Source organism: Kribbella soli, assembly GCF_004331345.1.
Taxonomy (GTDB): Bacteria; Actinomycetota; Actinomycetes; order Propionibacteriales; family Kribbellaceae; genus Kribbella; species Kribbella soli.
Genome location: NZ_SJJZ01000005.1, coordinates 180,587 through 202,711, shown reverse-complemented (window position 1 = coordinate 202,711; position 22,125 = coordinate 180,587). Strand labels below are relative to the sequence as shown.

Sequence of the window (22,125 nt, the reverse complement as noted above, 5' to 3'; positions counted from 1 at the left end):
CACCCCGTCACGGCAGGTGCGCGCAGTGGGTGTCCAGGTCCCACAGGATCACCGACAGTGCGTACGGGCTGATCGTGTGGTCGCCGTGGGTCGCGTCCTCCAGCAGCTCCCAGTGACCGTTCGACTCGTTGCTCACCGCATCGGTCCCGATCACGGCGATCCGCTGTCGCACGGCGGCCTCGTACGACCGGTGCCCGACACCGTTGAAGCAGCACTCGTCGAACCGGTTGAGGATCTGGATCTGGCGCCGGTTCCGTCCGACCGAGGCGAGCGCGTAGAAGTCCGGGAAGTCGGCCAGCCCGTAGAACCCCGGTTGCATGTCCAGCCGCTGCTCCCAGTCGCCCCGTGTCGGGCTCGGCTTCGGCGACCCCGGCCGGACGAAGAACGGCAGCGAGCCGGCAGTCGGGTACGACCGGGTGATCCGCGTGTCCAGCGCCGGATACACACTCGTCGCCCAGCCACCGCCGGACAGCCCGATCATCTGCACCGACGACGGACGGTACGTCGCCTGCACGTAGTTCATCGCCACGGCCAACGGTGTGAGGAACAGCGCGAGCGGCGAGTACGTGTCCGAGGCCCACTGCGGCAGGTCGTTGTGCGACGGCTGCAGCTGCTTGGTGGGGTCGGCCGGGTCTTGCAGTGTCTTCGGGTTCCAGTGGTAGAAGGGCATCGCGAACAGCAGCACGGTGTACCCGTGGTCGAGCAGGCCCTGTGCGACCCGCTGCATCGTGTCCAGGCCCTCACCGTGCCCGTTGTGGTAGAACGCGACCCGGCGGTGCGTGCTCTGCGTCGGCTCGAGGACGAACACTGTGGCGACGTACCCGAACGGCATCGCCACGTCGAGCTTGTCGTAGCGCCGTACGCCGGTGAACTCCGGCAGCACGGCCGGTACACCGACGTCGCGGGTCACCGTCGGCAGACCGGTCGGCAACACACCGGTGTCCTTCCACACCTGTGCAACCAGCTGCGGCCGCAGGGCGTCCGCGTCGGCGACGGTGTGGATCTTCATCAGCTCTTCGACGTCCACCCCGACGACGACCTGCGGCAGCGTCTTGTACGTCGCCGCGTGGGCAGCCGCGATCTCAGCGTTCACCGGCGCAACGGGCCGCGGGGCCGGATGCGGCTGCACACCGCCCGCTGGGACCTCCTCTGCAGCCGCGTTGAGTGGCCATCCCGTTGCACTGCCGGCAGTCACGGCGAGAGCACCTCCGAGAACGGTCCGACGGTTGACGTTCTTCATCTTGGATCACCTTTCGAGGCGGGGAACAACCGGGTGCCATCCGCCGAACACGAACGACGGGTCGCGCAGCTGCGCTGCCTCCTCGTCGCCGAGCTGCCGGGAGCACGCCAGTCGTGTGGTGGTGTCGAGCGGCTGACCGGCCAGGTCGGTGCTGTGGTACTCCCAGAACCGGATCTGGCCGGCGGCCGCGCAGTCGTTGGGGCTGGTGATCTGCCAGCCGGTCTTCTTCACGTGGCTGTCCATCGCGGAGTCGATGAAGACGGCCTGGCTGGTCGGGAACCGGCTGAGCTCGGCCCGCGCCAGGAACACGCTGTCGTCGGCCACCTCCGGCCCACGGGTCAGCCGCACCCGCACGAAGATGTTGCCCGGCCCGTTGTCGATATTGCGGACCTGGTTGTAGTAGCCCTCGTGCAGCGCCTTCAGCTCCGAGTCCTGCATGAACACGCCGCCGGTCCCCCAGACGAAGTCCACGTCACCCTCGACGTAGCTGTTCGTCACGAACGCCTGTCCTTGCAGGCGGAGGCTGTCCTGGTACCCGAGGATGCGAACCCGCGCCAGCACGATCCGGTTCCCGTTCCCGAAGAACGCCTCGGCCTGCGACCCGCGGTACGGCGTGAGGTTCTGCACGGTCACGTCCGTCATCGTGAAGTCGTCCGCGAAGACGCCCATCGCGGACCGCCAGCAGTTGAAACGGTCCGACTGCGGGATGACGCGACGCTGGCAGTACGACTGCTCGACCGGGACGTTCCCCATCGCGGAGTCGCCGTTGAGCAGGTTGTTGTTCGGGTACCCGATCACGGTCCGGCCGGCACCCGCGCCGCGGATCGTGAGACCGGGTTTGGTCGGCGGCACCCAGACCAGCTCGCGGTAGAGACCGGGCGCGACGTCGATCGTCGCCTGGTGCCCCTCGCCCACGAAGTCGATCGCCGCCTGCACCGTGCAGAAGTCCTTGTCACGTCCTACGGTCAGGTGGGTGTCTGATTTCGGATCCAGGCGGGTGCGGATCCGCCAACCGTCGGCCTTCGTGATCCCTGGGTCGCCTTGCACGAACCCGGGATCGACAGTCACGTAGTACATCTGGCCGGCTTTGAGTGGCTGGTGCGGGTAGACCTTCACCGTCCGCCCGTCGACCACGACCGCCTGGTACGTCCACGTGTGCAGCTCGCCGTAGTCCGTCCGCGCGTCCCCGACAGTCCGCTGGTACGACGTGAGGTCCGCCAGGCTGATCGTGTCGACGACGTCGCCGTTCGACGCGTGGATGTTGAGTTTGCCGGTCACACCGAGGCGGACCGGGCCCTGGTACGTCAGGCTGAGCGGGGTGTCCGAGCACGTCGCGTCCTCGAGACCCTGCGGCGCGAGTTTCGGCGTACCGCTGGGGCCGGTGGACCAGCCGGTCAGACGTTTGAGCACCGCGGTGAGCTTGGTCGCGGCGACCTGGTGGCCTTGGACGTTCGGGTGCGTACTGCCGTTGAAGTCGTCCGGCCCTAGCCAGCCCGTGGTGTCGACGTACACGACGCGGCGGTCCTTCGTTGCCGCGACCGCAGCCTTGATGTCGTCGGCGTGCGTGCCGTTGAAGGGGCGCAGGGCAACGATCAGCGCCTGCGGTTCGGCCGCGCGGATCTTCCGCAGGTAGGCCAGGTACGCCGGGGTGAACTCGGCGCTCGTCGACGCCGCATCGTTCGTGCCGAAGTTGACGACGACCGCGCCGGGGTCGAAGGGTGCGACCGGGAAGCCGGCGAGGTTCCAGCCGAACGACTCGGACGCCGTACCGACGTTGCCGTGGCCTGGCTGAATGATGCCCTGCTTGCCGAAGCCGACCTGGTTGGTGTCCGCGCCGAACGCCGCCCCGACCAGGTGCGGGTACGCCTTGCTGCCGTCTGCGCAATCGGTCCCGAGCTCGGCACAGAGCGCCATCACGCCCTGCGTGATCGAGTCGCCGTAGAACTCGATGCGGTGCTCGGCGGTCGTCTGCAGCGGGATCAGCTTGGCGTCCGGGGCGAGCTCGATCTTCTCCAGGACGACACCGGTCTGCAGCGGGACGTTCCAGCGGTTCTCGTACTCGTCGACGTCCTTGACCACGAGCTCCGCGGTGTGTGCGACGGTCGGATCGAGGTCGTCGGCGAACACCTTGTGGTCCGCGTCGACCTTGTGCAGTACGGGCGCCTGGCCGTCGATGGCGACGTACAACTGGGCCGGGACGGTGATCGACGCGGTGTCGAACAGCGCACCGAGGTGCGAGCCGGTGAACCGGAAGCGGACCGACGACCCGGAGTTCACGGTGATCGCGACGTCGTCGTCACGGCCCCAGTGCCCGTCCAGCTCGATCCGCGGGTCGAACGGTCCGTATGTCGCCGGGTTCGCGGCTGTTGCTGTACTGGCTGACATCGTCAGGAGGCCGGCTCCGGCGAGGACGACCAGACATAGGCTCAACAGGCGATTTCGCACGGCGTTCTCCTCGCGCGGACCGCCACAACAGAGCCCGGGGCGGTGGGCGGGTAATCCTTTTCCTGGCTACCGTCGCAGGGGGTCGCGGTGGCGTCAAGGGTTCACTGCAGGAAATCGGGAAAAGGTTTACATCGCTCTACCGGCAGCGATCTGCGCTGGGATCATGGTCCAATGGGCCGGTGAGACGGTATCGATCTTCGGAGCCCGCTGCGGACCGCGCTGCCCGCGCCACGATCCATGACGTGGCGCGGCTGGCCGAGGTGTCGACGGCGACCGTGTCGCGGGTACTGAGCGGCGGCAAGCCGGTGTCGCCGGAGGTCGCCGACCGGGTCCGCGTCGCCGCCCAGGACGTCGGCTACCGGCCGAACCCCGCGGCCCAGACACTCTTGCGTGGCAGCAGCCGGACGGTCGGCGTCGTCGTACCGGACCTCGGCAACCCGTACTTCGCCGAGATCCTCAAGGGCGTCGCCGCCGAAGCAGCCGCCACCGACCATCACACGCTCGTCGCCGGCACCGAGGAGGACCCGGAGCAGGAGTACCGCTCCGCGATCGAGCTCGCCCGCTGGGTCGACGGCCTGCTGCTGTGCGCGCCCCGGATGAGTACGCCCCGCCTGCGCGAAGTCGCCGAGGCCGCGCGCCGACTCGTCCTGATCAACCGGGTACTGCGGCATTCCGCGGTCGGCTCGGTCGTGGTCGACTACCACCTCGGCGTCCGCGCGCTCTGCGAACACCTCGCGTCACTCGGCCACAAGCGGATCGCGTACCTGCAGGGCCCGACCGCGGCCTGGTCCGATCAGCAACGCCAACGCGGCTTCCGCTCACCGGAGGCGTCGGGTCTGACGATCATCCGGGTGCCCTGCGGCTCGACGCTCGTCGACGGACAGGACGCGGTAGACGAGGCGCTGACGTACAAGCCCACCGCGATGATCTGCTTCAACGACCACGTCGCCGTCGGCGTCCTCAGCCGCCTCCGAGAACTCGGCCTCTCCGTCCCCGGCGACATCTCCGTCGCCGGCATCGACAACGCCCCCATGAGCGCCCACACCGACCCCGGCCTCACAACGTACGCCGTCTCCACCATCGAACTGGGCCGCCAAGCCTGGGAACGCTTCACCCCCCGAGTCACCACCGCCACCACCCACGTCCAAGGCGAACTAGTAATCCGCGCCTCCACAGCACCCCCACCCCACCGCCCCCGCCGCTAACCACACCCACCACCCCGCCCCACCCGGTCGGCACGCACGCACCACCACCCCGCCCCTCCCGGTCGCACGCACCGCACCAGGCGCCGCACCACCGCCCGGTCCGCACCACCGCCCGGTCCGTCCCAACCGACCGACCCGTCCCACCGGCGCGCCCCAACCGGCATGGCGAGAGCCCCGCACACGAGGGGATATCCCTCGGCGTTGTGCCTTCTCCCTTGGTATGCGAGTGGAGAACCCACAACCCCAGGGGATATCCCCTCGAGAGTTGCTACGTCAGCCATGCCAACGCCCGTCGGAGATTCCGCACCCCAGCTCCGGTTCACCGACACACGTCCGGAGCCGGGCGCGTTGTGCTGCCGGATGCCAGGTTGTTTCACCGCTGGCGGGTTGCATGACGCCATCGGTGAAACAACCCGCCATCTGCACGAACCGAGCAGCGCGGCTAGCGGCTGCCGCTGACACGGTCGCGGGTCCGGGCGGCGGGCGCGGGTCCGGGGCGGCAGGTGGTGGTCGGTGGGGGCGCGGGCCGGGGTGGGGTGGGCGGTGGGCCGGGTGGGGTTAGGCGGGGGTGGTGAAGTGGTAGGTGCCCGACCCGGTGCGGCAGATGGTGGTGTCGGGGGTGGAGTCGAGGACGGTGAGGTCCTTCGACTGGGTTAGGGGTTGGCCGGATTCCTGGGTGGCGTCGGGGTCCGCGGTGGGGATGTGGATGGTGGCGTTGGCGCCGGGTGGGATGGTTACGTCGAGGGTGAGGGTGCCGTCGGACCGTTGCCAGCGGGTGGTGACTCGGCCGGTCGGAGTGTCGTACGACGCCTCGGCCCAGTTCAGACGGCCGCCGGGGCGGGGTTTGATGACGAGGTCCCGGAAGCCGATCGACTCCGGCGACTGGCTGATGCCCGCGACGTCGCCGTACAGCCACTCGCCGACCGAGCCGAGTGAGTAGTGGTTGAACGAGTTCATGGCGACCGGCCCGAACCCGTTCTCCTCCGTCCACCCGTCCCAGCGCTCCCAGATCGTCGTCGCGCCGTGCTTGATCGAGTACCCCCAGGACGGGTACCGGTCGTCGTGCAGCAGGTCGTACGCCAACTCGGCGTACCCATACTTCGTCAGGATCGGGCACAGCAACGCGACCCCGGCGAACCCGGTCGTCAGCGATCGTCCGCGCAGCTCGAGATCCGCAACCAGATGCTTGACGGCCGCCTGCTCAGGCTGCTCCGGCAGCAACCCGAACGCCAACGGCAACAGGTACCCGGTCTGGGTGTCCCCGCGAACCTTGCCCTCGGCATCCACGAACTCCGCCACGAACGCCGCCGCGATCTTCTCCCGCAATTCGCCGTACGCCGCCGCCTCGTCCGCCAGTCCGAGCACCCGAGCTGCCGCCGCCGTGAACTCCACGCTCCGCGCGAAGTACGCGGTCGCAAGAACATCCCGATCGGTCTGGACGCCGACCTGCAGCCAGTCGCCGTAGTGACCGCTCGTCCGGTTCCGCCAGATCAGGTCGGGATTGGCGCGGTGCACGTAATCGACCCAGCGCCGCATCACCGGCCACGCGGTCCGCAGTACGCGCTCGTCGCCGTAGATCCGGTACAGCGTCCACGGCACGATCGTCGCCGCGTCGGCCCACGCCGGCGTCCCGTGCCGGCCGGTGATCACGTGCGGAATCACATCCGGGATCGCGCCATCATCGGTCTGCGCCACTGCGAGATCGGCGAACCAGTTCTCGAAGAACGTCAGTACGTCGGACTGGTACGCCGCCGTGGGCAGGAAGATCTGCGCATCCGCCGTCCACCCGAGCCGTTCGTCGCGCTGTGGACAGTCCGTCGGAACGCTGACGAAGTTGCCTCGCTGCCCCCACCGGATGTTGCTGAGCAGCTGGTTGACGCCCGGATCCGAACACTCGAACCGCCCCGCGACCGGCGTGTCCGAATGCAGCACCCGCCCGGTCACGTCCTCGGCGGTGAGCTCACCCGGATAGCCGTCGACCTCGACGTACCGGAAGCCGTGCACGGTGAAGATCGGCTCGAAGAACTCCTCGCCCGCACCGGCGCTGACGAAGTAGTCCGTGGCGTCGGCCGTCCGGAGGTTGGCCGTGTACAACTCGCCGTCAGCCTGCAGCATCTCGCCGTGCCGCAGCCGAATCCGGTCCCCGGCCTCGGCGCCACGCACTCGCAACCGGATGCGGCCGGCAACGTTCTGCCCGAGGTCGACGATGAAACGTCCTGGTTCGAGCGCGGTCACCGCGGTCGCCGGCATGTCCTCGGTCACCCGCACAGGGTCGGTCGTCGCGGCGATCAGCGTCGACACGTCGCTGCCGACATCACCGGCAGGCGCCCAGTCGCCGGCGTCGTACCCTGGGCTGGACCAGGCGCCGAGCTCGTGCCTGGCGTCGTACGACTCGCCCATCAGCAGGTCCGCGAACCTGATCGGCCCGACGCGTTCGACCCAGCGTCCGTCGGTCGCGACCACGGTCCGCGAACCGTCCGGGTGATCGACGACGAGTTGCGCGAGCAGCTGCGGCTTCTTGCCGTAGTGGTGCGCGTGGCTTCGCGTGTCCCACCCGACGTACCCGGACCACCAGCCCTCGCCGAGCACGGCACCGATGACGTTCTCGCCCTCGTGCAACACATCGGTCACGTCGTATGTCTGATAGGCGACGCGCTCGCGATAATCGGTCCAGCCCGGCGTCAGCTCGTCGTTGCCGACCCGCTGACCGTTGGCGCTGAACTGGTAGAGACCGTGGGCAGTCGCATAGATCCGCGCCCTGCTGACCGGTTGGGTCAGCTCGAACGAGCGCCGGTAGTAGCGAGGCGGTGCGATGGTTGCCTGCCGCACCGTCCGCGGCTCGACGCGATCCACCGGCGGCTCGAAGTACGGATCGGTCTCGTAGTCGTGCTCGATCCAGTGCGCCTCCCACTCGTCGTCGTGGAAGAGACCGGTCGCAAAGGTCGCCTCCGCCGACGAGACCTGTCCGGCCGCATCCCGCACCGAGAGCTGCCACACGTAGTCGGTCTGCGACGTCAGCGGTGCACCACCGTGGTCGACGTACGTGTCCCGCTCGCTCCGCCACCCGCTGTCCCACACCTGTACGCCGTCGCGCAGCACCTGCACGTGGAACGCGTCCTGCCGATCGCCACGGGTCGGCGACGCCAACCGCCAGCTCAGCCGCGGTCGCGCCGTACCGATCCCGAGTGGATCGACACGGTGCTCACAGCGCAGGTCGTACGCTGTCAGCGCCGTCGCACTCGGCGGCTCGGACAGCACCCAGTCAGTTGTCACCAGGACCACTCCGTCTCGGGTCGGTGGAGCTCGTACTCACGCACACCGCCGGCGTGTTCCGGGCGGTCGCCGTACATCGGTCGGGACCTGCCGGGCGGATCGATCGCGATCACGTCGTCGCCGCGCCAGGTGGTCCGGAACTCGTTGCCGGCCGCAAGCTCTGTGGTGGTCTGCTCGACCATCGGGAAGGTCACGGTGATGCGCTCCCCCGGCTGCGGCTTCGGAATCGACAGGTAGCCGTCGGGCGCCCAGATCCGCTCGGCGCCGGTCCACTCGTCGTCTCCGCGTTGAAGCCTCAGCCGCGCGTACCCGGCCCAGTCGGGGATGCGCACCCGGAGCTCGTCAATCGGCTCGTTGACGTGCAGCTCGACCTTGCCCTCGACCGGCAGGTGGCTGATGACGTCGACCGCGTGGTGGCCGCGCGTGAGCAGCAGGTTGACTCGCGTCAAGCGGTGGTCACCGGTGACGATGCTGTTCCACGCCCAGAACAGTCCACGGACGCCGGAACCGACACAGCACGCCTGTACGTCGTTGGTGTGGCCGCGCCCCAGTGGTACGTCGGACACGTAGTCGTTCGGAGCGCCGTACCCACAGAAGGCACCGAGAACGCGCTGACCGACGTCGACGTACGTCCGCCATCCGGGCTCGTCCTGTGAGCGGTCCGGTGCGGACTCCACCCAGCTGACGTCCTGCAGTTGCGACGCGGCCAGGTGGTTGCGGACGAAGCGCTCGACGACCGCCCAGTACTCCGTGAGTCCGTTCCCTGCCAGCGTCGTACCCAGACCGATGAGGTCGACGAGTGAACAGGTCTCGTGCTCGTACTGCTGGTCGGCCAGGTCGCCTGGTGTCCAGCCGAACCGGGTCGCCTCGCCGAGCACCCAGTCGTAGCTCCGTCGCACGAACTCGGTCAGCCCGTGGTCACCGGTATGCCTCGCCAGCCGGGCCAGCCCTTCCAGCGTCCCGACTCGCGTGTGGAAATGACCGCTGCGGTACGCACGGGCCGGGTTGAAGCTCCCGTCGACGTTGAAGACACCGCTCTTCTCGACGATCAGCCGGGCGAACCATTCGCACAGCTCCAGCGCGTCGGTGTTGCCGGTCGCCTGGTGGTAGCGCAACAGCGGCATGATCAGGCGGCCGGAGAACGAGGCGGGGTCGGGCGCGAGATGCAGGTCGATCGCGTTCGACGACGGCCAGCCGTCCTTCGTGTACTCCGACGCCGGGTAGAACCAGACGTCGCGCTCCTTGATCGCGATCCGCTTCAGCGCAGCCACCTGGCGGTCCGCGGCCCGCTGGGCCTGTGGATCGTCACTGGCGACCACTGCGGTCGTCATGGCGAGCAGGGTGGCGCGCTGGTCGATCAGGTTGGCATTCGGCAGCCAGTGGCCCTTGGGGTGCGCCCGACGGTAGGTGAGACCGTCGTCGGCGAGCAGCGCGAACAGCCGCTGCCGGTAGCGGTCGGCGATCGTGTCCCAGCGTGGGTCCCAGTCCTTGCCGCCGGTCATCTGGCGGGTCAGCAGGATCGCGTCGGTGAGCCGTCCGTGGCTGGAGCCGTAGTCCCAGTCGCCGTGGTCCATGCGGGCAGGACGGGCCAGCAGGTTCGCACTGAAGAACGGGATGCCGTCCAGGTCGTCGTCGGCCAGGCCGGTCACCGCGTTCATCGCCAGCGCGGCCCGGTCCTCGAGCAGCAGAGTCGATGGGATCGTCGCCATGAGGTAAACCTTTGCCTCCTGCGCGCGCGAAGTCAACCGGCTATCCACAGGCTGGCCGATCCGCCTTGTTTTCTTGAGGTTTACTGACGGAGACTGGTCGGACCCCGAGCAAAGGAGAGACCTGATGCGAGCAGCCGTTCTGGAGGCGCCACGGCAGGTTTCGGTGACCGACGTGCCGGAGCCGGACGTGGGCGACGACGTGCTGCTCAGGATGCGTGCGGTCGGGCTGTGCGGCTCCGACCTGCACACCTGGAGCGGGCTCCATCCGTTCCGCAAACCGCCAGTGGTGCTAGGGCACGAGGGCGCCGGCGAGGTCGTGTCGTCGGGTGATGCACGCTTCCGCGCAGGCGATCGGGTCGCCGTACTGCCGGCGTTGTCCTGCTGGGAGTGCACGCGGTGCGAGACCGGTCATCCTCATCTCTGCAAGCACAAACGGGTTCCCGGCCTGGGCTGGCCGGGGATGCTGAGCGAGTACTTCGCCGCGCCGGGGCGGGTGCTGGTGCCGTTGAACGACGAGATCGGGTACGGCGAGGGCGCGATGATCGAGCCGGTCGCGGTGGGGTGGCGTTCCACGTCGGCGGTGCGGGCCGGAGATGCCGTCGCCGTCCTCGGTGGTGGAGCGATCGGAAGCCTCGCGGCCGCGGTGAGCCGGCACCGTGGAGCGCGGACGGTGATGGTGAGCGACGTCAAGCAGCACAACCGCGAGTTCCTCGTGTCACAAGGCGTTGAGGCCGTGGTTGATCCGCGCTCGGCGGACCTGGTACCGCTCGGGATCGAGGTGAGCGGCGGGGACGGTTTCGACGTGGTCGTGGTGGCGTCCGGGCATCCGAGCTGTCTCGCGGAGGCCTTGGCGTTGTGCAGACCGCGCGGGCAGGTGGTGCTGCTGCCGATGTTCGGCGGCGCGTTGACGGTTGATCTGAATCCGGTAGTTCTCAAGGAGGTCACAGTGCAGGGCTCGACGATCTACACACCTGCCGATTTCGCGGCGGCGGCCCAGCTCGTCAACACGCGAACTCTCGACGTACGCCCGTACATCTCCGACGTAGTCCCACTCGGCCGAACGCCGGAGACCCTCTTGGCGATCGACGGTGGGGCCGCCCACCTCAAGACGCAGATCGACCCGACCCGATGAGCGCTGCAGAGGTCGTCGCCACGTACCTGGTCGAGACCTACCTCCCACTGGAACAGGCCGCCGAGGCCATCGCCGGCGAACAGTCGACCGGCACGTTCACGGCCGTCGCCCGGGATACCCCCGAACTCCGCGAACGTTTCGCCGCCCGCGTCCTCTCCGTAGAAGAACTCCCACCCACCGGCAACCCGGACCTGCCAGGCACCACCCGCTCGCGGGATGCCGTGAAGCGGAGCGCTCGGGTGCGGATCGCGTTCGGGCTGGACAACTTCGGCCCGTCGTTGCCCAACCTCCTCGCCGCGGTGGCCGGCAACCTGTTCGAGCTCCGTCAGCTCGCCGGCATCCGGCTGCTCGACCTCGACCTCCCGGCGCCGTTCGCCCAGCGCTATCCCGGTCCGCAGTACGGCGTCCGCGGGACCCGCGAACTGCTCGACCGGCCGGACGGCGTCCTGCTCGGCACGATCGTGAAACCGAGCATCGGACTGCCTCCCGAAGAACTCCGGCTCGTCGTCCGCGAGCTCGCCGAGGCAGGCATCGACTTCATCAAAGACGACGAACTGATGGGCAACCCGCCGCATTCGCCACTCGCCGACCGGGTAGCGGTCGTCACCGAGGAACTCGACAAGGCCGCCGCGCGCACCGGCCGGCGTCCCATGTATGCGTTCAACATCACCGACGACCTCGACCGCATGGCCGCCAACCACGACCTGGTGCACGCGGCCGGCGGCACCTGCGTGATGGTGTGCGTGAACCTCGTCGGCTTCAGCGCGCTCGCCTGGTTGAGGGAACGCTGCGTCCTGCCCATCCACGGTCATCGCGCGATGACCGGTGTCTACACCCGAGTGCCGCAGCTCGGCATCGACTACATCGCGTGGTCCAAACTCGCCCGCCTCGCTGGGGCGGATCACCTGCACACCAACGGTCTGTCCAACAAGTTCTACGAAACCGACGAGGAGGTCCTCCGCTCCATCACCGCCGTCCGTACGCCACTCCTGGGAGGCTACGAAACCCTGCCCGTTCTCTCCTCCGGCCAGACGCCTGGACTGGCCCCCGAGACGTACCGCCGTACCAACACGACAGATCTCCTGGTACTCGCCGGCGGCGGCATCCACGGCCACCCGAGCGGCCCAAGCGCAGGCGTCACCGCAATGCGCGCCGCCTGGTCCGCAGCAACCTCCGGCACCGACCTGACAACAGCCGCCAACCAAGTCCCCGCATTACAAGAAGCCCTGAACAAATTCGGCTCTCCGTACGACGGGGGTCGTGATGGTCGGGGGTAGGCGTGGTTGAGGCGGCGTTCTATGGGGACGACTTCACTGGGTCGACGGATGCGATGGTGCAGTTCGCGCGGGTCGGGCTGCGGGCGGTGCTGCTCGTGACGTTGCCGTCGGCACCTGAATTGCGGGAGCTGGCCGAGCGGTACGACGTGATCGGCGTCGCCGGGATCGCCCGGTCGTTGCCGCCGGACGAACAGGAGACCGAGCTCCGTCCGGTGCTGGAGGCGCTACGGGACCTCGGGCCACGCGTGCTGCAGTACAAGGTCTGCTCGACCGCGGACTCCTCCCCCACCCGCGGCAGTATCGGGCGTGCGCTGGAGATCGGGCGCGAGATCTGCGGTCCCACCGTCGTCCCCATCCTCATCGCGCAACCGGAGCTAGGCCGCTACACCGTCTTCAGCCACCACTTCGCCGCCGAAGCCGGCGAGATCCACCGCCTAGACCGCCAGCCCACCATGTCCACCCACCCCTCCACCCCAATGCACGAATCCGACCTCCGCCACCACCTCTCCCACCAAACCACCCTCCCCCTAACCGCCCTCCACCTGACCACGTACTCCAACCTCCCCACCGCCTACCAACACCTCACCAACCCCCAACCCACCACCCAGTCCCCCACCAGCCCCGCTCTCCAACCCTTCTCCCAGTCTCCTGTTGTGCCCGGTGGGGTTGGTGCGGTGGTACTGGATGCGTTGACGGACGAGGATCTGCAGGCCCTCGGGAGGGTGATTCTGCGGGACGGGTCTCCGGATGAAGTCAGGTTTGCGATTGGGTCGGGTGGGCTGTCTCGGGCGTTGGGGCTGGCGCTTCGGCCTGGTGGTGGGGCTGTTGGCTCGGGTACGTCTGGTGTGGGTGGGCCGGTGTTGGTGGTGTCGGGTAGTCAGTCGCGGCGTACCGCCGAGCAGATCGAGCATGCGCGGGTTGCCGGCTGGACCGTGCTGCCGCTCAGCGACGAGGCTCCGGCGCGGGCGGTTGCTGCGTTTTCGGCGGGTGCTGAGGGCGTCGTCGTACACACGAATGAGCTCGATCCCAACGAGCTCGGACGGGCGCCCAGTGCGCTGGCAGACGTCGTTCGGAGCGTGACCGCGGCAGCCGGCGTACGGCGGGTGGTTGTGGCTGGTGGGGATACGTCTGGTCAGGTGCTGCGGCAGCTCGGGATCAGTTCGCTCGAGCTTGCCGGGTCTCCGCGGGCTATATCGCCGGGGGTGCATCTGTGTCGGGCGGCTTCTGCGGTGCCGGCTCTTGATGGGCTGGAGGTTTTGCTGAAGCCGGGGCAGTTGGGCGAGGTCGACCTGTTCACGGAGTTTCAGAGGTGGTCAGGGTGAAGGACTCGACCGGCGCCTGGGGAGTGTCGTGGATCTCGACGGTTCGGGGCGCTGAGCGTACGGCGAGGTTGGTGACGGTGATGTCGCGTACGACGGGGGCGTGGCCGCCGAACTGTTCCGGTTCCGCGTGCCGGGTGGTGATGAGGATCGCGGAGGTGGTGACTGCGTCGACGACGACGTTCTCGACGGTCACGTGCTCGATCACACCACCACGCAAAGAGTTCGTCTTGATCCGCAACGCATGGTCAACCCCCGCGCCCACGACCGCACCACTCCCCACTCCACCCACGGAGTTGGTCGCGGGGGCGGTTGGTGGGGTGGTGATGTGGAGGTCTCGGGCTTGGATGTTGGAGACTCCGGCGGAGGCTTCGCTGCCGATGGTCAGGGCGCCGTGGCCGGTGGTGAAGCGGCAGGACTCGATGAGGATGTTGCGGGACGGGCGGCCTACGCGGCGGCCGTCGGCGTCGCGGCCGGACTTGATCGCGATGCAGTCGTCGCCGGTCGTGAACGAGCAGCCGGTGATGACGACGTCCTCGCAGGAGTCGGGGTTGCAGCCATCGTTGTTCGGGCCGAGGGAGTCGACGGTGATTCCGCGGACGAGTACGTCGGTGCAGAAGACCGGGTGTACCACCCACATCGGGGCGTTGACGATGCGGACGTCTTCGATGCGCACGCGACGGGAGGTGTGCGGCTGGATGAAACTGGGGCGGAAACCGTGACCGGGTTCGAAGATGCGGTCCTCCACCGGTACGTCGGCTTCGACCATGCGCAGCAGACGTTCCCAGTCGGTGCGCGGGCGGGTGCTGCTCCACCAGTTGTCTGTGCTCGCACCGCCGTCGAGGGTGCCGGTGCCGGTGATCGCGATGTCCGTTTCGTCGTACGCGTAGATGAGAGGTGAGTGGCTGAAGCACTCGATTCCTTGCCAGCGGGTGCGGACGATCGGGTACGCCGTCGGGTCGGTGCGGAACCGGAGCGTCGCGCCGGCGGACAGATGCAGTTCGACGTTGCTGCGAAGCCGGATCGGCCCGGTGACGAATTCACCGTCGGGTACGACAACACGCCCGCCGGTCAGCGCACACGCGTCAATCGCCTCCGCAATCGCGGCAGTGCAATCCACATCCCCACGGTCCACACCAGCACAATCCACACCGGCGCTGTGCAGGTCGGCGCGGGCGTCGTGGTCGGCCTCGGCTCCGTAGTTGGTGATCAGATGGTCAGTCATTGGGTTGTCAGTCGTCGGTCGGCTGGAGGGGCTGGGTTCGGAGGGCGTTGGCTAGGGGGACGGCTATTACCCAGCTGGGGTTCCAGGTGTTGGTGTGGCCTCGGCGTTGCCAGTGGGTTTGGAAGACGGCTTCGCCTTGTTCGCCGGGGAGGGGGAAGTTCCAGTCGTTCGGGGCGGTGGCGACGCCTTGGGTGAGGGCGTGGAGGGTGGTTCGGGCAGCGGCCACGTACGCGGGGCGGTTGGTGGTCAGGCCGAAGGAGAGGAGTTCGTACGTCGGGAAGAAGGCGTCGAGGTGGTGGTTCTGGACGCTGACGGTCGGCCAGCCGATCGCGTTGAAGCCTGCGGTGTGGAGGGGTGAGTCCTCGTCCTGTTCCGGGGACCAGACGTAGACCCAGGTGAGGAGCCAGTCGGCGGCTACTTCGCACCAGGTGGCGTACAGCGGGTCGCCGGTGCGGCGGAAGAGTTCGTAGGCGGCCATGAAGTAGTACATGCCGGCTTCTTTGTCCTCGCAGGCCGCGTCCAGGGTGGAGCGGGAGAACGGGCGGTCGAAGGTCCGTGCGTGCTGGTCGTGGTACCGGGACAGCCAGATGGTTGCCTCGGCCAACAGTTCGGCGTCGTCGAGGACCTCGGAGGCCTTCAATGCGGCAAGTACGCACGGGATGCCCGCCGCGGAAACCGTCGTCGCAGCCGGGGTGCCGTCGAGTCGCCATCCCACCGGGAAAGTCCCATCAGCCAATTGAGCGGCCGCGGACGCCGGGGCGCGGGAAGAGGCGCCGGGTGGAGCGGGCGGGGAGGTGCGGAGGAAGGTCATGGCTTCTTCGAGGGCGTCGAGCCACGAGGGTGGGACGGGTTCGTCGTGGTGGCGGAAGAGGGTGATGATGTCGGCCAGGTCGCTGATCGTCTCGCCGTACGCCCGGCTGGAGACCATCGGGCGGTTGCCGGCGCGGAAGCTGGTCCAGCGGCGGGTGCTGACCTGGTACGCGTTGTGGCGCAAGCCTGGAGAGGGCGTCGGGCTTCCGGCCAGGTAGAACTCGACGGCCGCGCGGCAGCGGTCGATGCGGAGGCGGTCCCGGGCGTTGAAGCCGACCTGCGCATCGCACCAAGCGAGCTTCAGCGCCTGGCCGGTCCAGCCGTACATGAAGTGCCGAGGCTTGCGCGGCCCGTTGCCGGGGATGTCGCTGAACTTGGTGTACCCGGCCACGGTCCCGGACTGGAACCACCGGTTGTCCAGGGCAACGGTCTTCAAGGTGATGAGCTCGTCGAGACCCAGCGCGCGCGCACCCGCGGCGGTGAAGATCGTGCGGGCACTCTCAACAAGGTGCCGGAAGGCGTGACCGCGGAGATCCTGCAGTCCCCAGTCGAGGATCAGATGCTGGGTGTAGACCTCACCGGGGCGCAGCGTGAGGTACCCGTCGTCGGTCGCCTCGGTCTCCGCCTTGCTGACGTACCGGACGTCCTGCTTGCCGTCGAACATCAGTACGCCGCTGAGCGCCGCGATCACCGGACCGTCCTGCCGGATCGCGCCGAGCGAGCCGTACCGGACCTGACCGTCGCCCGAGCGGCGTGCTTGTGGGCGCGAGAAGACGGACAGCCAGCGGCGTTCGCGGCCGTCGCGCCATTCGAGGTTGATGCCCGGGATCGGGAGCCGGTCCTCCTCGGCGACGAAGCCGCCGCCTGGGGTCGGGCCGATGCGCGGTACGGCGCGGGCCGGGTCGGCGGACGGGTTGTCGTTGTAGATCAGTCCGGGGACGGTGAGCTGGCTGTCCTTCACCCGGCCGAGGTCGAGCAGCAGCCCGACGGCTAGGTCGGCGACGCGGCGCTTGCTCGTGTTGCGCCAGCGGAGCTCGAGGTTTAGGCGGTCGCCGTCGTCGAACGCCAACCGCACCTCGACCGCGAGCGGTCCGGTCCGGCAGCCGGCCCGGTGCTCCACGGGACGCCGCGAGATCCACCATCCGTCGGGAGACGTCAGCGGACTGGGCTGCCAGGGGCGGCCGGCCGAGCAGGTGAGGAGGTCGCCTAGTGGGCGTTCCAGGTAGGCCGGACCGTCGACCTGGCCGAGCTCCAGCACCACACCGTCTGGCGTGCGACGCAACGAAGCCTGGCGCGGTCCAGACGTCAGCGCGGGCATCAGGACGTCCGGCGGATCTGAATAGCCTGGTACTGCGTGCCGGGCAGCCGAACAGTCAACGTGCCAGCACCACGACCACCAGCACCAGCACCAGCACCAGCACCAGCACCAGCGACGCTCTCGCGGGTACGGCGTACCGAGTGGTTCCACACATCTAGTACTTCGACGTCGTACTCGCCCTCGGGTAGGGAGAACGTGCGGTCCGGGAACTGGTGCTCGCCGAGGTACTGGAGGTAGTACGAGCCAGGGACCGCGAGCGTCGGGGCGTCGCGGTAGTCGTCGATCGGCTCCACGCCGTCGGGCAGCTCGTCCAGCACCTCCCGCAACAGCCGCAGCCGTTGCGCAACGACACCACTAGGCCGGCTGCCACCGTCCGACCACGGCACCACGCTCACAGACGACGGGTCGACGTACCACTCGCCGTGCGTGACGTACGCCCCGCGCACCGTCCCTTCCCAGATGCGGGTCAGCATCTCCTCCGGCCGGAGGCTGGTGTCGGGGGTGGTGCCGTTGCCTTCATGGCCGCATGCGTCGACGAACACGGGCTTGGCGTGGGCCAGGCGCAACGCCGACACACCACGGAGGTTCTCCAGCCGGACACTTAGGTGAGTCAGCCAAGGCGGTCCCGGATCGGTTGCCTCATGCATCGAGATCAGGTGGCGACTGGAGTCGAGCTCAGCAATCAGCTCGGCCAACTCGCGCGAGTTGTCGGCCGACTCCAGACACCAGGTGACGTTTCGGTAGGCGGCGAGCCGATTCACCGCGGCGCGAACAACAGACGAGTCCGTCGGCAGGACGATGTCGGCGACGATATCGGCGGCCAGCAGGTCGCGGACCTGATCCTCGATACCGTCGGACACCTTCAACCGGACGCGGTTGAACGGCGAGGCCGCGAGCGCCGGGCGGGCGGCGGCCCACTGCTGCGGGTCGCCGAACCAGGCGGTCGTGAGTGGGTGGTACGGCGTACCGTCCGCCCAGCGCAGCGTGGTGCCGGAGCGACGGACAGGACCGCGTGAGGTCGCAGGCGTGCACTCCAGCGACCCGCCGTCGTACGACCAAGTGCCTTCCAGATCAGGGCTGTAGCGGACGAGCCAACCGTCGTCCGACTGGAACGGTTCGGCGTACGCGGTAGCGCCGGAGGTGTGGCGGAAGAGCACGCCGGCCGGTCCGGGCACAGGTAGTTCGAGCACGTCCCAGCGTGCTACTGACGTCATCGGGTCCCTCTCAGGGCGAGGTACGGGGTGGCGGGCAGTGGGATGTGGCTCGGGCCGGAGTACTCGGCCAGCGGGGTGATGGTCATCGCCCGCGTGTCGATCAGGTCGAAGTGGAAGGGCGAGCCGTCCGGCAGGTCCAGCTCGACAGCGGACGGTTGGCGGTCGCCGAGGTAGTGCAGGACGCAGCGGTCCGCGTCGACCTCACCGTCCGACTGCCGCGGCAGTCCGGCGAATACGGCCCGGAGGAAGTCGATCCGCTCCGGACTCTCGCCGTACAGCCGGCCGCCGATCGAGATCCACGCGCGGGTCTCCCGGTCGACGAACGACTCGCCGTGCCCGACGTACCCGCCGAGCGACATGCCCTGCCAGAACCGGTGCACCATCTCGTCGGCGGTCAGGTTTCCCCAGCGGCGGCCGGCGTTGCCCTCATAGCCGATCTCGTCGATCACCACCGGCTTCGGGCAGTCCCGCCAGGCCGCGACCTCGGCGCCGTCCCAGTGCTGCACGCTCTGATGGGTGATCCACGGCTTGCCGAAGTCGTACGGCGTGAAGACCTCGTACATCTTGGTGCCGTTGTGGATCGACCGCAGCCGCTGGTACGGGTCGTACCGCTGCACCAGCTGCAGCAACCGGTCCCAGTCCGCGATCGTCTTCTCGTGGTTGAAGTCGTACTCGTTCGACAGCGACCACCAGACGTTCCGGTACGCCGCCAGCCGCGCGACGACGTACCGCAGATACGCCGCGTCCTGCGCCGGGGTCATCCGGTCGAAGCCCCACACACCGCGGTCGTACGGGTGGAACAGGATGAGGTCCGCCTGGATGCCGAGCGCCAGCAGGTCCGCCACCCGTGCCTCGAACTCCTGGAAAAACACGGGGTCGTACCGATCCACGTCGACAGAACCGGGTGTCGTTCCGGCGAACGGCGTGCGGTCGGGGCGCATCCCGTCCGTGGGGAGCAGGCACATCCGCACCTTGTCGAACGGTGCCGAGCGCAACGAGTCGAGCGTGAGCTCCTGCAGCTCCTTCGTCTCGTACGTCCAGTGGTAGCAGGTGGTGCCGATGCAGTCGTACCGGGTGCCGTCGGCGTACGAGAAGTGGTGCCTGCCGAGTACGTCGACCGGCCCGTGGTTCCCAGGCCCCGGCGGGGTGCACACAAAGCTCCCGCGCCGGCCGTCGAGCTCGGGTGCGGAGCTCGACGTGATGTACGACCACTCGCCCTCCCGGTCCGGCGAGAACCGCGCCTGGTAGGTCCCGTCACCGTCGTAGAAGCCGTCGACGGTGACCATCCGGTTCCGGAACTGGTACGTGACCTGGAACTCCAAGGTGAACGGATTGCCCTCAGAGGGCCCGGACAACGTGAGCTCGTGCAGGCCCCACTTCTCGATACTCATGGCAATCGGTCTCCTGCCTGGATCCACTCGGGCGCCAGGATCACGTGCTTGATGGTCTTGCGCAGGAACGAGTACGCGACGTGCAACTGCCCGTCGCGGGTCTGCAGCAGCGTCGGGTACGAGTAGCCGAACTCGTTCTCGCGGTACTCCTCGTCCTGCACCTGCAGGTTCCGCCAGTACGGCCAGGTGGCGCCGTCGTCCTCGGACAGTGCCAGCGTCAGCGGGGTCCGCAGGGTCTTCCGGCGTACGCCGCCCTTGCCGTCGTCGACCCAGCGGAACTGGTCGCGCTCCGCCGACGAGTCGTTGAACACCAGGACGAGCCGCCCGTCGTCCAGCCGAAGCACCTGGACCGCCGAGTTGTTGTTCGGCAGCGCGGTGCGCTCCGGGGAGGTCCAGGTCCGGCCGTTGTCCTTCGAGACCGACCGATGGATGCGGTCGGCGGCGCGGCTACGGAAGTACCCTACGAGCTCGCCGGGCGACAGCTCGACGACGCTCATCTGCACCTGCCCAACCGCGTCCGGCAGCTCGATCACCGACCACGAGTCGCCTCGATCGGTGCTCAACCGCAGCACAGTGCGCTCGGCGGTCTTGTCGCAGTCGTACGCCGGCAGCAACCAGTCACCGTTGCTCAACACAACAACCGGGTTCCGGATGAACGAACCGAGGTGATCGAACAGCACCTCGCTCCGCTCCCAGCTGAGCCCACCGTCGTGCGACACCCGCCGGATCACGCGCGAGGTCGACTGGTCATGCGGCTCGTTCGACGTATGCAGCAGCCAGACGTCGTCGTCCGGAGTAACAAACAGCAAAGGGTTCTGTTCGGAGCGGCGCGCATCCGACGAGAGCTGCTCAGGCGGCAGCCAGGTGTCGGTGCCCGCGGGGAGACGGGACAGGACGATGTTGGTGTCCGGCTCGCCCTCCCCCGGGCCGTTGAACCAGGCGCACAGCAGATCGCCGTTCGCCGTCTCGACCAGCGTCGCGGCGTGGCTGTCGCCCGGATGGATGGTGGGCAGGAGGGCCGCACCCTCTCGGATGCGGCCGTCGAACCTGGGGTCGTTCACCATGTGAGTCCGCGGGCGACCTGCGCCTTGATGTAGTCGGGGATGTCCTGCGTCTCGGTGACCAGCAGCGACGAGTCGACGTCCATGCCGTCCTTGAGCACGTGCTGCCGGAACACCTTGTACAGCGGGATGTCCCAGTACTCGGTGTTCTGGTAGTTCTTGATCACCGCGTTCTCGCCCCAGTACACGGCCGACGTGTCGATGGCCGCCAGCTCCGGGATCGCCGTACCGAACGCGTTCACGACGGCGTCGGTCTTCAGCACCGCCTTCATGCCGTACGACGAGATGCGGGTCTGCATCTCCTCCGACACCAGGTACTTGACCACGTCCAGCGCCTGGGCCTGGAGCTTCGACTGCGGCGGGATGAACGCCGCGCGGGTGTCCGGCTGGTAGATCGTCTTCGAGCCGCGGGACAGCACCGGCATCGACGTCACGCCGATCTTCACGCTCTTCGCCCACTCGGCGAACTGCGCGGCGTCGTCCTCCTCGACGTAGTAGGAGCTGAGCGCGTACGCGTTCAGCTTCGACAGGTTGTTCACGGCCATCGCGAGGTGGCCGGGGAAGCTCATGTCACCCTTGAAGAAGTCGTCCACCGTGGTGAAGTTGTTCCGCGGGATCATCAGGAACCGGTGCAGGTTGTTCGCGACCGTCTTCCACTCCGCGCTCGTCAGGTTGACCTTGACGTCCTCGGGCGCCGGCTGCTCGCTCGAACCGGGCACGAACGGGTACAGCCCGAGCTGGTTCATCGCGAGGTAGTTGTCCGGGTGCTGCATGTAGCCCTTGTAGTGGTCGATCCCGACCTGCCGGGTCAGCTTCTGGGCCAGCTTGTAGACGTCGTCGTACGTCGACCCCGCGGTCGGGTAGCGCACGCCGAACTTGTCGAAGATCAGCTTGTTGTAGAACAGCAGGCTCTCGTCGATCCACAGCGGGACGCCGTACAGGCCGCCGTCGGAGCGGGACTTGATCTGCTCGACCGAGCCGAGGTTCAGCGTGGTCAGGTCGATGCCGGCGCCCTGCACCAGCGCCGTGATGTCCTGGGTCCAGCCGAGCGGCTCGAGGTCCCGGTCGATCCGCAGACGCGGGTCCTCCAGGATCAGGTCCGGCACCCGGCCGGCCTTGGCGATGTCCTCGTACCGGATCGGGTAGTCCCAGGTCGCGTACTTCACCTTCAGGTTCGGGAACTTGGCCCGGATCGCGTCCCCGAACACGGCGTCGAAGTACCGGTGCGCCTCGCGGCCGTCGTCGTTGCCGCCGAGCTCGAACGGCTTGAAGTTGGCGGCGAACACGAACAGCTCGTCGTCGGCAACCGAGAACGGCACGTTGTACTTGTTCGGGATGTCGACGACACCGGCCGTGGACTGCGCGGCGGCTCGCGGGATCGCACTGGTCGAACTGGCGGCCGCGGGGGACGTTTGCAGAGCACCGCCGAACGCGGCGAGTCCACCGATCAGAGCGCCATTGCGTAACAGTCCACGACGGGACATGTTTCCTTCGGACATGAGAAGA

14 protein-coding genes are annotated in these 22,125 nt (G+C 68.1%); 4 read left to right on the top strand and 10 right to left on the bottom strand.

The annotated features are described in order from the left end of the window. Positions 1–7: 7 nt before the first annotated feature. Entirely contained in the window at positions 8–1,093 is a 1,086-nt protein-coding gene (locus tag E0H45_RS36705; protein WP_131346396.1) for a hypothetical protein, read from the bottom strand. Positions 1,094–1,246: 153 nt separating this feature from the next. Continuing rightward, positions 1,247–3,685 (bottom strand): pectinesterase family protein, encoded by a 2,439-nt coding sequence (locus E0H45_RS36700; protein ID WP_165546726.1) that lies wholly within the window; start codon positions 3,683–3,685, stop codon positions 1,247–1,249. A 179-nt stretch (positions 3,686–3,864) separates the two neighbouring features. On the opposite strand from E0H45_RS36700, the gene E0H45_RS36695 reads away from it, so the two are divergent. Further along, positions 3,865–4,890, top strand: coding sequence for a LacI family DNA-binding transcriptional regulator (locus E0H45_RS36695; RefSeq protein ID WP_165546725.1), 1,026 nt, complete (start codon positions 3,865–3,867; stop codon positions 4,888–4,890). 558 nt (positions 4,891–5,448) lie between these two features. Here E0H45_RS36695 and E0H45_RS36690 read toward each other — a convergent pair. Together E0H45_RS36690 and E0H45_RS36685 are read right to left on the bottom strand one after the other, a co-directional pair. Continuing rightward, positions 5,449–8,163, bottom strand: a complete 2,715-nt coding sequence (locus E0H45_RS36690; protein ID WP_165546724.1) for a glycoside hydrolase family 78 protein — start codon at positions 8,161–8,163, stop codon at positions 5,449–5,451. Beyond that, the gene (locus E0H45_RS36685; RefSeq protein WP_131346389.1) at positions 8,160–9,872 is read right to left on the bottom strand and encodes a glycoside hydrolase family protein; all 1,713 of its coding nucleotides are present in this window, start codon (positions 9,870–9,872) and stop codon (positions 8,160–8,162) included. Before E0H45_RS36685 ends, E0H45_RS36690 begins: the two co-directional genes overlap by 4 nt. Positions 9,873–9,996: 124 nt before the next feature. Here E0H45_RS36685 and E0H45_RS36680 point away from each other — a divergent pair, with 124 nt between their 5' ends. From E0H45_RS36680 to E0H45_RS36670, 3 genes are read left to right on the top strand one after another with little or no spacing between them, the layout of a single operon-like run. After that, a complete protein-coding gene (locus tag E0H45_RS36680; RefSeq protein ID WP_131346387.1) occupies positions 9,997–11,004 on the top strand; it encodes a zinc-dependent alcohol dehydrogenase in 1,008 nt (335 codons plus the stop codon). Continuing rightward, on the top strand, positions 11,001–12,281 hold the full coding sequence (locus E0H45_RS36675; RefSeq protein WP_131346385.1) for a RuBisCO large subunit C-terminal-like domain-containing protein: 1,281 nt from the start codon (positions 11,001–11,003) through the stop codon (positions 12,279–12,281). Before E0H45_RS36680 ends, E0H45_RS36675 begins: the two co-directional genes overlap by 4 nt. Positions 12,282–12,283: 2 nt before the next feature. Beyond that, entirely contained in the window at positions 12,284–13,603 is a 1,320-nt protein-coding gene (locus E0H45_RS36670) for a four-carbon acid sugar kinase family protein (protein WP_272949015.1), read from the top strand. Here the strand turns inward: E0H45_RS36670 and E0H45_RS36665 are convergent. From E0H45_RS36665 to E0H45_RS36640, 6 genes are read right to left on the bottom strand one after another with little or no spacing between them, the layout of a single operon-like run. Further along, positions 13,575–14,825 (bottom strand): glycoside hydrolase family 28 protein, encoded by a 1,251-nt coding sequence (locus E0H45_RS36665; RefSeq protein WP_131346383.1) that lies wholly within the window; start codon positions 14,823–14,825, stop codon positions 13,575–13,577. The two genes, E0H45_RS36670 and E0H45_RS36665, sit on opposite strands and share 29 nt — an antisense overlap. 7 nt (positions 14,826–14,832) lie before the next feature. Next, positions 14,833–16,896: a hypothetical protein gene (locus E0H45_RS36660; RefSeq protein ID WP_165546723.1), complete on the bottom strand. Its 2,064-nt coding sequence runs from the start codon at positions 16,894–16,896 to the stop codon at positions 14,833–14,835. 56 nt (positions 16,897–16,952) lie between these two features. After that, the gene (locus E0H45_RS36655; RefSeq protein WP_131346379.1) at positions 16,953–18,167 is read right to left on the bottom strand and encodes a DUF5605 domain-containing protein; all 1,215 of its coding nucleotides are present in this window, start codon (positions 18,165–18,167) and stop codon (positions 16,953–16,955) included. Then, on the bottom strand, positions 18,164–19,558 hold the full coding sequence (locus E0H45_RS36650; protein WP_131346377.1) for a DUF5060 domain-containing protein: 1,395 nt from the start codon (positions 19,556–19,558) through the stop codon (positions 18,164–18,166). Before E0H45_RS36650 ends, E0H45_RS36655 begins: the two co-directional genes overlap by 4 nt. Beyond that, positions 19,555–20,622 carry a sialidase family protein gene (locus E0H45_RS36645; RefSeq protein ID WP_131346375.1) on the bottom strand — a complete coding sequence of 356 codons (1,068 nt, stop codon included), beginning with the start codon at positions 20,620–20,622 and terminating at the stop codon, positions 19,555–19,557. Before E0H45_RS36645 ends, E0H45_RS36650 begins: the two co-directional genes overlap by 4 nt. Continuing rightward, entirely contained in the window at positions 20,616–22,118 is a 1,503-nt protein-coding gene (locus E0H45_RS36640) for an ABC transporter substrate-binding protein (protein WP_131346373.1), read from the bottom strand. The genes E0H45_RS36645 and E0H45_RS36640 overlap by 7 nt, the downstream gene beginning before the upstream one ends. Between the last annotated feature and the right edge of the window lie 7 nt (positions 22,119–22,125).

Coding starts and splice junctions, on each gene's coding strand:
- E0H45_RS36665 (WP_131346383.1), bottom strand. CDS start 14,825: ATGACTGACCATCTGATCACCAACTACGGAGCCGAGGCCGACCACGAC.
- E0H45_RS36645 (WP_131346375.1), bottom strand. CDS start 20,622: ATGGTGAACGACCCCAGGTTCGACGGCCGCATCCGAGAGGGTGCGGCC.
- E0H45_RS36655 (WP_131346379.1), bottom strand. CDS start 18,167: ATGACGTCAGTAGCACGCTGGGACGTGCTCGAACTACCTGTGCCCGGA.
- E0H45_RS36685 (WP_131346389.1), bottom strand. CDS start 9,872: ATGGCGACGATCCCATCGACTCTGCTGCTCGAGGACCGGGCCGCGCTG.
- E0H45_RS36650 (WP_131346377.1), bottom strand. CDS start 19,558: ATGAGTATCGAGAAGTGGGGCCTGCACGAGCTCACGTTGTCCGGGCCC.
- E0H45_RS36675 (WP_131346385.1), top strand. CDS start 11,001: ATGAGCGCTGCAGAGGTCGTCGCCACGTACCTGGTCGAGACCTACCTC.
- E0H45_RS36680 (WP_131346387.1), top strand. CDS start 9,997: ATGCGAGCAGCCGTTCTGGAGGCGCCACGGCAGGTTTCGGTGACCGAC.
- E0H45_RS36640 (WP_131346373.1), bottom strand. CDS start 22,118: ATGTCCGAAGGAAACATGTCCCGTCGTGGACTGTTACGCAATGGCGCT.